Source organism: Pseudomonas sp. BIOMIG1BAC, assembly GCF_001705995.2.
GTDB classification, from domain to species: Bacteria; Pseudomonadota; Gammaproteobacteria; order Pseudomonadales; family Pseudomonadaceae; genus Aquipseudomonas; species Aquipseudomonas sessilinigenes.
Genome location: NZ_CP049045.1, coordinates 5,553,204 through 5,562,500 on the forward strand (window position 1 = coordinate 5,553,204; position 9,297 = coordinate 5,562,500).

7 protein-coding genes and 2 rRNA genes (1 of these 9 cut by a window edge) are annotated in these 9,297 nt (G+C 63.5%); 3 read left to right on the plus strand and 6 right to left on the minus strand.

All coding sequences use genetic code 11. The features are described from left to right. Positions 1-128: 128 nt before the first annotated feature. Positions 129-1,064: a LysR family transcriptional regulator gene (locus tag ATY02_RS25600; protein ID WP_068582712.1), complete on the plus strand. Its 936-nt coding sequence runs from the start codon at positions 129-131 to the stop codon at positions 1,062-1,064. Here the strand turns inward: ATY02_RS25600 and ATY02_RS25605 are convergent. The 3 genes from ATY02_RS25605 to ATY02_RS25615 are packed head-to-tail and all read right to left on the minus strand — an operon-like array spanning position 1,058 to position 4,037. After that, on the minus strand, positions 1,058-1,987 hold the full coding sequence (locus ATY02_RS25605) for a 2-hydroxyacid dehydrogenase (protein ID WP_068582714.1): 930 nt from the start codon (positions 1,985-1,987) through the stop codon (positions 1,058-1,060). The two genes, ATY02_RS25600 and ATY02_RS25605, sit on opposite strands and share 7 nt — an antisense overlap. Further along, positions 1,984-2,739 (minus strand): class II aldolase/adducin family protein, encoded by a 756-nt coding sequence (locus ATY02_RS25610; protein WP_068582717.1) that lies wholly within the window; start codon positions 2,737-2,739, stop codon positions 1,984-1,986. Before ATY02_RS25610 ends, ATY02_RS25605 begins: the two co-directional genes overlap by 4 nt. Next, the gene (locus tag ATY02_RS25615; protein ID WP_164823716.1) at positions 2,736-4,037 is read right to left on the minus strand and encodes an MFS transporter; all 1,302 of its coding nucleotides are present in this window, start codon (positions 4,035-4,037) and stop codon (positions 2,736-2,738) included. Before ATY02_RS25615 ends, ATY02_RS25610 begins: the two co-directional genes overlap by 4 nt. Positions 4,038-4,243: 206 nt before the next feature. On the opposite strand from ATY02_RS25615, the gene ATY02_RS25620 reads away from it, so the two are divergent. Continuing rightward, positions 4,244-5,230 carry a LysR family transcriptional regulator gene (locus ATY02_RS25620; protein ID WP_068582668.1) on the plus strand — a complete coding sequence of 329 codons (987 nt, stop codon included), beginning with the start codon at positions 4,244-4,246 and terminating at the stop codon, positions 5,228-5,230. Between the two features lies 1 nt (position 5,231). Here ATY02_RS25620 and mrdA read toward each other — a convergent pair whose 3' ends face one another. Further along, complete coding sequence (gene mrdA / locus ATY02_RS25625) at positions 5,232-7,124, minus strand: penicillin-binding protein 2 (protein ID WP_068582665.1); 1,893 nt, start codon at positions 7,122-7,124, stop codon at positions 5,232-5,234. 283 nt (positions 7,125-7,407) lie between these two features. Between mrdA and ATY02_RS25630 the strand changes: the two genes are divergently transcribed. Next, complete coding sequence (locus ATY02_RS25630; protein ID WP_068582661.1) at positions 7,408-8,412, plus strand: alcohol dehydrogenase catalytic domain-containing protein; 1,005 nt, start codon at positions 7,408-7,410, stop codon at positions 8,410-8,412. Positions 8,413-8,511: 99 nt separating this feature from the next. Here the strand turns inward: ATY02_RS25630 and rrf are convergent. Further along, positions 8,512-8,627: ribosomal RNA gene (gene rrf / locus ATY02_RS25635) — 5S ribosomal RNA — on the minus strand. A gap of 136 nt (positions 8,628-8,763) precedes the next feature. Then, a 23S ribosomal RNA gene (locus ATY02_RS25640) occupies positions 8,764-9,297 on the minus strand (it continues 2,358 nt past the right edge of the window).

The following is a 9,297-nucleotide window of genomic DNA, read 5'->3' on the forward strand; positions in this document are numbered from 1 at the left end:
GCCTTCTGCGGGCGCCGTTGTGGAGTGGATTTATCCGCGGCCGGGGATAATCAGTCAATTTTCTATTGGTTATCTCGATTATTATCCTGGCTTATTATCAAGCCCTCGCCCGCCCCAGAGCCTTCGCCATGTCCGACCACGATGCCCGCCGCTTGCTCAACGACCGCCTGGACTGGAACCTGCTGCGCACCTTCCGGGTGATCGGCCAGGAACTGAGCATCAGCCGTGCGGCGGCGCGCCTGCACCTGACCCAGCCCGCGGTGAGCCAGGCCCTCAAGCGCCTGGAGGAACAACTGGGCCGGCAGTTGATCGCCCGCCGCGGCCCGCGCTTTGCCCTGACCGAAGTCGGCGAGCAGATCTTCGCCCTGGCCGGCGAGATCTACGGCCAGGTGTCCCAGGTCGGCAGCGTGCTGGAGCAGCCCGCCGACGAGGTGATCGGCAAGGTCCGGCTGTTGATCATCAGCCGCATCTGCAACGAACGCTTCGACCAGTTCCTGGCGGACTTTCATCGCCAGCACCCACGGGTCGACCTGGAGGTGGACGTGATGCGCAGCTCGGACATCGTCAGCGCCCTGCAGGAGAAGACCGCGACCCTGGGCCTGAGCCTCAACCGCCGGCCGCAGCCGCGCCTGGAGCAACGCTTGTTCCTGCGCCAGCGCTATGCGTTCTTCTGTGGCAAGCACCACCCGCTGTTCGGCCGCGCGGATGTGGCCGAGGGCGACCTGCAACGGGAGAACTTCGTCAGTTTCACCAGCGACCAGATCGGCGGCATGCTCTCGCCGTTGACCATCTTCCGCGACCAGCAGGGCTTCAGCGGACGTATCGTCGCCTCCTCCCCCAGCCTGGAAGAAGTGCGCCGCCTGGTGATCGCCGGGTTCGGCATCGGCTGCCTGCCGGAGCATGTGGTGGCGGCCGATGTCGACAGCGGGTTGCTGTGGCGACTACCGCCCCACGAGGGCATCGCCGATGTCGACATCCACCTGCTGTGGAACCGCGAGCAGCGCCTGAGCCGCGCCGAGGCGTTGTTCCTCGAACACTTGCAGGCGTGCCTGGACGCTCAGTAACCCAGGCGGCGGTCGGCCAGGTTCAGCAGCGGTTCGCCCGCCTCCAGGCGGCGCAGGTTCTCCGCCACTTGCCGGGCAATGCAATCGTGGGAGGCGGCCGAGGCCATGTGCGGGGTGACGGTGACCCCGGGCAGGCTCCATAGCCGATGCTCCGCCGGCAGCGGCTCCTGGTCGAAGACATCCAGCAAGGCGCCGCGCAGTTGGCCACTGGCCAGGGCCTGTTGCAGGTCGTCGATCCGCAGGTGCCCGCCACGCCCGCAATTGACCAGCGCCGCCCCTGGCGCCAGCCGGGCGAAGGTGGCATGACCGAGGATGCCCCGGGTCTCGGGCGTCAGGGGCAGCAGGTTGACCAGCAGGTCCAGGCCGTCGAGGAAGCCATCCCGCGCCTCGGCGCCGGCAAAGCACCGCACCTGGGGCAACTGCTTGGCACTGCGGGCCCAGCCACGCACCTGGTAGCCCGCGCCGGCGAGGTCCTGGGCGATGGCTGCGCCCAGGGAACCCAGGCCCATGACCCCGACCTTGAAGTCCTGCGCCGGCACTTGCAGCGGCCGCTCCCAGCAGTGCCCGGCCTGTTGCCCAAGTACCCGGTCGAAGCCCCGGTGGTAGTGGATCACCGCCCAGCGCACGTACTCGGTCATGCCCTGGCGGTGTCCGGGGTCCACCACCCGGCACACCGGCAATGGCGGGCAGCCTGGATCGTGTTCCAGGTGATCGATGCCGGCCGCCACCGAATGGATCAACTGCAATGCCGGCAAGGCTCGCAGGCTGCCCGGCGGCGGGAACCAGCAGGCCGCCAGCCGTGCCTCGGCAGCCCCGGGGTCATCCGCCAGCAATGCCTGCACCTGCGGCGCACTGCGGGCAAAGGCCTGCTGCAGTTGTTGCAGCAACAGTCGGTCACGGGACAGCAGCACCACAGGGCTCATGACAGGTAGGACTCGCGCTGGTGTTCGATCAGGGTCAGGGCCGCGTCCCAGGCCAGCTCGATGATGTGGTCGGCATCGTCGCGCTCGAACTGCTCGGCGGTGTGGGCACAGACCTGTGGCGAGGGGTAGTTGAGCACCGAGCCACCGGCCAGGGCCTGTACCTGGGCCTGGCAGGCGCGCTCCAGGAAGTGGATCTCGTGGAAGGCGTGGGCCACGCTGGCACCGCCCACCAGCAGGCCGTGGTTGCGCAGGATCATGGCCTTGTGCGGGCCCAGGTCGGCGATCAGGCGCTGGCGCTCGTCCAGGGACAGGGCGATGCCTTCATAGGTGTGGTAGGCCAGCTTGCCGTAGAACTTCAGCGCGTGCTGGCTGATGGGCAGCAGGCCCTGCTGCTGGGCCGCCACTGCCATGCCCGCGGCGGTGTGGGTATGGATCACGCAATTGAGGTCGGGACGGGCCATGTGGATCGCCGAGTGGATGACGAAGCCCGCGGCGTTGACCCGGTGTCCGCTGTAGTGGGGATCGACGATGCGCCCCTCCTGATCGATGCGCACCAGGTCGCTGGCACGCATGCGGTCGAAGATCACTCCATAGCGGTTGATCAGGAAGTGGTGCTCGGGCCCGGGGATGCGCAAGGTGATGTGGGTGTCGATCAGGTCGGTCATGCGAAAGTGCGCCACCAGGCGATACAGCGCCGCCAGTTCGCAACGGGCTTGCCATTCGACGGCACTCATGTGTTCAGGTTTGCTCACGGATACACCTCTTGGGGAGCGGGTTGGACCACCGGCTTGGCGCGCATGCGCGCCAAGCCGCAGACGCCGATCAGCGACAACGCCGACAGCAGGCTGAAGAACAGCGCCAGGGGCAGCCATTGCCCGGAAAACTTGCTGGCCAGCAGCGTCCCCAGCAGCGGCGTGGTGCCGCCGGCCAGGGCGCAACTGAGTTGGTAGGCGATGGAGATGCCTGAGTAGCGCAGGTGCACCGGGAACGCCTGGGTCATGTAGCCGGCGATCACCGCGTACAGCGCCGACAGGATCACCACCGCCAGGGCGATGCCGAGGGTCATCAAGAGGATGTTCTGGGTACCGACCAGCAGGAACATCGGGTACGGCGTGACCATGCACAGCAGGGCCACCAGGGTCAGGAAGCGCCCTTCGCCGATGCGCTCGGCCAGCAGGGCCGAGAGCGGTTGCGACAGCAGCTGGATCACGGTGACCAGGAACAAGCAGTCGAGGATGGTGGCCCGGGGGATACCCTGGTACTGGGTGACGTAGGTGATCATGAAAGTGTTGGTGAAGAAGAAACCGGCCGAACCGATGGTCACCGCCGCCGCGGCCAGGAGGATCTGCCGCCAGCAGTCGCGGATCACCTCCAGCACCGGGTAACGCGCTGTCTCCTGGTTATCCCGGGCCTTGGCGAATTCCGGCGACTCATGCACCCCGCTACGGATCATCAGGCCCACCATCATCAGCACGCCACTGGCCAGGAACGGCAGGCGCCAGCCCCAGGCGAGGAAGTCCTCGGGGGCAAGGCTGGTGACCAGGCGAAAGGCGATCAATGCCAGCAACAGGCCGGCCGGGCTGCCCAATTGGGCGAAGGAGGCGTAGAAGGTCTTGCGCCGGGCCGGAGCATGTTCGCTGGCCATCAGCACCGCCCCACCCCACTCGCCGCCGACGGAAATACCCTGGATCAACCGCAACACGATCAGGCCGATGGGCGCCCAGATGCCGACGCTGGCATAACTGGGCAGCAGGCCGATGCCGGTGGTGGCCAGGCCCATCAGTGCCATGGTCACCAGGAGCATCTTCTTGCGTCCGAGGCGATCACCCAGGTGGCCAAAGACCATGCCCGCCATGGGCCGGGCGACGAACCCCACGGCAAAGCTGCCGAACGCCGCCAGGGTGCTGGTCACCGGGTCGCTGCTGGGAAAGAACACCTGTCCCAGCACCAGGGCCGCGGCCGTGGCGTAGATGTAGAAGTCGTAGAACTCGATGGTGGTGCCGATGAAGGCCGCTGCCGCGGCGCGTCGCGGCTGAGGGGTGCTGTGCATGCAAGGACCTGTGTATTTGTAGTTATGGGCAGGTGCTGAAGGCTTGGTCAGGCGGCGCTCTATGGCGCTTGTGGGCTTTATCGCCGCCGTGCCAGGATTAGTCAATTTTCGAATTCTTATCCTAACTATTAGCCTTGCTACTACTAGAGCTCCCCATGGGCGCTTCTAAAAACGTAGGCGAGGCAGGTCGTTTTTAGAGGAGCCCCATGTCGACACTCGATCCTGTAACCGGCTCCTGGGCCGGACGGCGTGTTCTCAACGATCGCCTGGACTGGAACCTGTTGCGCACCTACCTGGTGATCGGCCAGGAAGGCAGCATGAGCCGCGCCGCCGCGCGCCTGCACATCACCCAGTCGGCGGTCAGCCAGGCCCTCAAGCGGCTCGAGGAGCAGCTCGACTGCTTGTTGATCGTCCGTAGCGGACGGCGTTTCGAACTCACCGAGACCGGCGAGGAGGTGCTGCGCATCGCCACCGATATCTATGGCGATATCTCGCGCCTGGGCACCGTGGTGCAAAGCCGCCAGGACGACGTGGTGGGCAAGATCCGGATTCTCACCGTCAGTGGGGTGAAGGCCCGGCACTACGATGAGTTCCTCGCGGACTTCCATGCCGCGCACCCGAAGATCGAGCTGGAGGTGGAGGTGCTGGGCAGTCCGGACATCATCAGTTCGCTGCTGCAAAAGACCGCGACCCTGGGGGTGGGCCTGTGCCGGCTGCCGCAGCCCAGGCTGGAGCAGCGTGTGCTGTTCCGGGAGCGCTACGCCTATTTCTGCGGCCCACGCCATCGGCTGTTCGGGCAGGCCAACCTGAGCCTGCAACAGCTGGCCACGGAGAACTTCGTCAGCTTCACCAGCGACCAGCTGGGAGGCAACCTGTCACCCCTGACGCTGTTTCGCGATCAGCAGGGCTTTACCGGCAAGATCGTCGCCTCTTCTACCAGTTTCGAGGAAATTCATCGGCTGATCTGCGCCGGTTTCGGCATTGGCTGCCTGCCGATCCACCTGGTGCGCCGGGACGTCGAACAGGGCTTGCTGTGGCCGCTGCCGCCGGAGGATGGGGTGGTGGATTTCGATATCCAGCTGCTGTGGAACCGTGAGCAGAAGATGAGCCAGGCCGAGGCGCTGTTTCTCCAGAGCATCCAGCACATGCTCAGTATCCACGAGCAGGTGCCGGACAGCCTGGTGCTGCGCTGACTCAGACGTGGGGATCGCCAGGAGCCTTGGCCGGTGCGGCGTACTGCGGCTTGAGGTGGCCGTTCTGGTCCAGTAGCCAGGCGTCCATGATCTGCCGCACCACGGGGCCGGCGACCCGGCCACCGGCCTCGCCGTTCTCGATCATCACCGAGATCACGATCTGCGGATGCTCGGCCGGAGCGAAGCCGACGAACAGGGCATTGTCGCGGTTGCGCTCGCGGGTCTTGAGGCGGTCATAACGCTCGCCCTGCTTGATCGCCACCACCTGGGCGGTACCGCTCTTGCCGGCAATCCGGTACTGGGCCCCGGCAGCAGCGGCGCGGGCAATGCCGCGAGGATCGTGCATGACCATCTGCATGCCATGGTTGACCTGGTCCCACTCGCGCGGGTCCTTCAACAGGATGTTGGGCATCGGATGCGGGTCCACCGGGGCCACGCCATCGACGGTCTTGGCCAGGTGCGGCCGGTTCCATACTCCCTTGTTGGCGATCAGTGCCGTGGCCTGGGCCAGCTGCAGCGGCGTCACCTGCATGTAGCCCTGGCCAATGCCGAGGATCAGCGTTTCTCCCGGGAACCACGCCTGGCGGCGGGTGGCGCGCTTCCAGGCCTGGGACGGCATCAGCCCCGAGGCTTCCTCGAACATGTCCAGGGAGACCTTTTCGCCGAGGCCGAACATGGCCATGTAGTCGTGCAGGCGATCGATGCCCAGCTTGTGGGCCAGGTCGTAGAAGTAGGTGTCGTTGGAGCGCATGATCGCCGCGTCCATGTCCACCCAGCCATCGCCGCTGCGGTTCCAGTTGCGGTATTTGTGGTCGTAGTCCGGCAACTGGTAGTAGCCCGGATCGAAGACGCGGCTGGAGGGGGTGACCACGCCGGTATCCAGGCCGGCGATCGCCACTTCCGGCTTGATGGTCGAGCCCGGCGCATAGAGGCCGCGCAACGCCCGGTTGAACAGTGGCCGGTCGATGGAGTCGTGCAGGGCGGCGTATTCCTTGAAACTGATGCCGGTAACGAACAGGTTGGGGTCGAAGCTGGGATTGCTGACCATGGCCAGCACTTCGCCGGTGGAGGGGTCCAGGGCCACCACCGAGCCGCGACGGTCACCCAGGGCCTGCTCGGCAGCTTCCTGGAGCTTCACGTCCAGGCTCAGGACAATGCTTTTCCCGGGGACCGGATCGGTGTGCTTGAGCACCCTCATGATCCGTCCCTGGGCGTTGGTCTCCACCTCTTCGTAACCGACATGGCCATGCAGCTCGGCCTCGTAGAACTTCTCGATACCAGTCTTGCCGATGGACTGGGTTCCACGGTACTCCACGGAGTCCAGGGTCTTGGCCTCCTTCTCGTTGATCCGCCCGACGTAACCGATGGAATGGGCGAAATGCGCCCCGAGGGGGTAGTGACGGACGAACTGGGCTTCGACATCCATTCCCGGCAGGCGGTATTCGTTAACCGCCAATACGGCGATCTGCTCCTCGGTGAGCTGGTAGAACAAGGTAACGGGGACGAAGGGGTGGCGGGCCTGCTTCATTTCCTTGTCGAACAGTGTCCGGTCTTCGGGCGGCAGGTGCAGGAGTTCGACCACGGTGTCCAGTTCACCCTTGAGGTCGGTGGCCCGTTCGCGAGTGATGGTCAGGTTGAAACTGGGGCGGTTGTCTGCCAGGACCACCCCGTTACGGTCATAGATCACTCCACGGGTCGGGGTGATGGGCAGCACATGTACACGGTTGTTCTGCGAAACGGTGGAGTGGTAATCGAACTCCACTACCTGGAGGAAATACATGCGCGCGACCAGTGCGCAACTGATGGCGGCCACCAGCACGGCGCAGGCCAGCAGCCGCTTATTGACCAGGCGGGTTTCTTTCTCGTGGTCCTTGATTGGAATCGCTTCGGGCATTGCTACAGCTTCTCGGTGAAATAGAGATCGGCGCTGATCCGTGCGGGTGAAATCGGGTGCGTAAAAAAGAGCTGCACGATACCAAAAACCGGCCGCCGACTTTGCCAGGATTTCTCCCATGGCTGATCAATGGTGCTGGCCGCAGGGGCATTATTGACCTGTGATCAAGGGTGTTGTTCCGATTATTGGGTTTTTCCTGCCTTGCCCACTGGGGAGACTGCAAGGTGCCCTTGGCCAGCCTAGCTGGTGCAAGGGCGTCTCGAAAACCTGATGGAGAATGAAGATGCCAACCGAATACGTGGCCTGGGGCTGGACCCGGGGATCGGGCCTGCCTGGCCTGCGATCAATCCGTAAAGCCCTGCCGCAACCATCGGCCAAGCAACTGCTGGTCGCCAATAGCGTGATTGCGTTGAATCCAGTGGATTGGAAAATGATCGAGTGGGGCCACGACGACTGGCGGGACGGCCATGTACCGGGCGTGGACGGTGTCGGGGTGGTGGTGACAGCAGGTCCTGATGCGAGCATCCGACCAGGAACCCGGGTGGCTTATCACCAGGGGTTGAGCGCTGACGGCAGCTTCGCCGAATACAGCCTGATCGATGCCAGGGCCGCCATTGTCCTCCCTGATGAGCTGGATGACGCTGTGGCGGCGGCCTTGCCTTGTCCCGGTCTGACGGCCCTGCAAGCATTGGACAAGCTGCCCCAGGCGGGCGTGGGGGATGTGCTGGTGGTGGGTGCCGGCGGCGCCGTGGGCTCGTTACTGGCACAGATGGCGGTACAGAGGGGGATGCGGGTCTGGGCCACAGCCTCGCCCAAGCATCATGAACAACTGCTGGAGCAGGGTGTGGTTGGAGTTTTCGACTATCACCGACCAGAGTGGCGATCCGAATTGCAAGCACGCCTGGGTAGCCGTCGGCTGTCGGCCATCTTCGATACGGTCAGCGCAAGGCACGCGGCAAACCTGGCCGAGTTGCTGGGCTATAACGGGCACCTGGTGTGCATTCAGGATCGCCAGGAGACAGCACCGCTGCCAGCCTTCAGCACAGCCGTCTCCCTGCATGAAGTGGCATTGAACAGTCTTCATGTACACGGCGTTGAGGCGGATTGGCAACGCTACCAGCAACAGGGTGCCTATTTGCTGCAGCAGGTTGCACAAGGTCAGCTCAGGGCCTCGCCCCTGCTGCCCTTCGACTTCAACGAACTGCCGGCAAAGCTTGAGGCGCTCAGGGATGCGGAGCAGCACGGCAAGTGGATCACCCGCCTACAGCCCGGGCAGGTACCCGCCTGAAGCAGATTAGGCCCGGTAGATACCGGGCCGCTCTACTAGTTTTCGCCAGCGCAAAGACAAAACCCCAACTGCTTTCGCAATTGGGGTTTCGGAATTTAATCTTGACGATGACCTACTCTCACATGGGGAAACCCCACACTACCATCGGCGATGCATCGTTTCACTGCTGAGTTCGGGATGGGATCAGGTGGTTCCAATGCTCTATGGTCGTCAAGAAATTCTGTAGCTGAGCCGTTGTTTGGGCAACGTTCCAGCGAATGGGTATGTAATAGGTTTGTGTGCTGCAAACTTTCGGTTCGTGCGTCTTCACACACCGCAACTCGCTTCTTAAGCAAATTGCTTGGGTGTTATATGGTCAAGCCTCACGGGCAATTAGTATTGGTTAGCTCAACGCCTCACAGCGCTTACACACCCAACCTATCAACGTCGTAGTCTTCGACGGCCCTTTAGGGGATTCAAGATCCCAGTGAGATCTCATCTTGAGGCAAGTTTCCCGCTTAGATGCTTTCAGCGGTTATCTTTTCCGAACATAGCTACCCGGCAATGCCACTGGCGTGACAACCGGAACACCAGAGGTTCGTCCACTCCGGTCCTCTCGTACTAGGAGCAGCCCCTCTCAAATCTCAAACGTCCACGGCAGATAGGGACCGAACTGTCTCACGACGTTCTAAACCCAGCTCGCGTACCACTTTAAATGGCGAACAGCCATACCCTTGGGACCGGCTTCAGCCCCAGGATGTGATGAGCCGACATCGAGGTGCCAAACACCGCCGTCGATATGAACTCTTGGGCGGTATCAGCCTGTTATCCCCGGAGTACCTTTTATCCGTTGAGCGATGGCCCTTCCATACAGAACCACCGGATCACTAAGACCTACTTTCGTAC

What these genes read in the sequence shown, in the direction of transcription:
- ATY02_RS25600 (WP_068582712.1), top strand. Translation starts at nt 129, where the DNA reads ATGTCCGACCACGATGCCCGCCGCTTGCTCAACGACCGCCTGGACTGG.
- ATY02_RS25605 (WP_068582714.1), bottom strand. Translation starts at nt 1,987, where the DNA reads ATGAGCCCTGTGGTGCTGCTGTCCCGTGACCGACTGTTGCTGCAACAA.
- ATY02_RS25615 (WP_164823716.1), bottom strand. Translation starts at nt 4,037, where the DNA reads ATGCACAGCACCCCTCAGCCGCGACGCGCCGCGGCAGCGGCCTTCATC.
- ATY02_RS25620 (WP_068582668.1), top strand. Translation starts at nt 4,244, where the DNA reads ATGTCGACACTCGATCCTGTAACCGGCTCCTGGGCCGGACGGCGTGTT.
- mrdA (WP_068582665.1), bottom strand. Translation starts at nt 7,124, where the DNA reads ATGCCCGAAGCGATTCCAATCAAGGACCACGAGAAAGAAACCCGCCTG.
- ATY02_RS25630 (WP_068582661.1), top strand. Translation starts at nt 7,408, where the DNA reads ATGCCAACCGAATACGTGGCCTGGGGCTGGACCCGGGGATCGGGCCTG.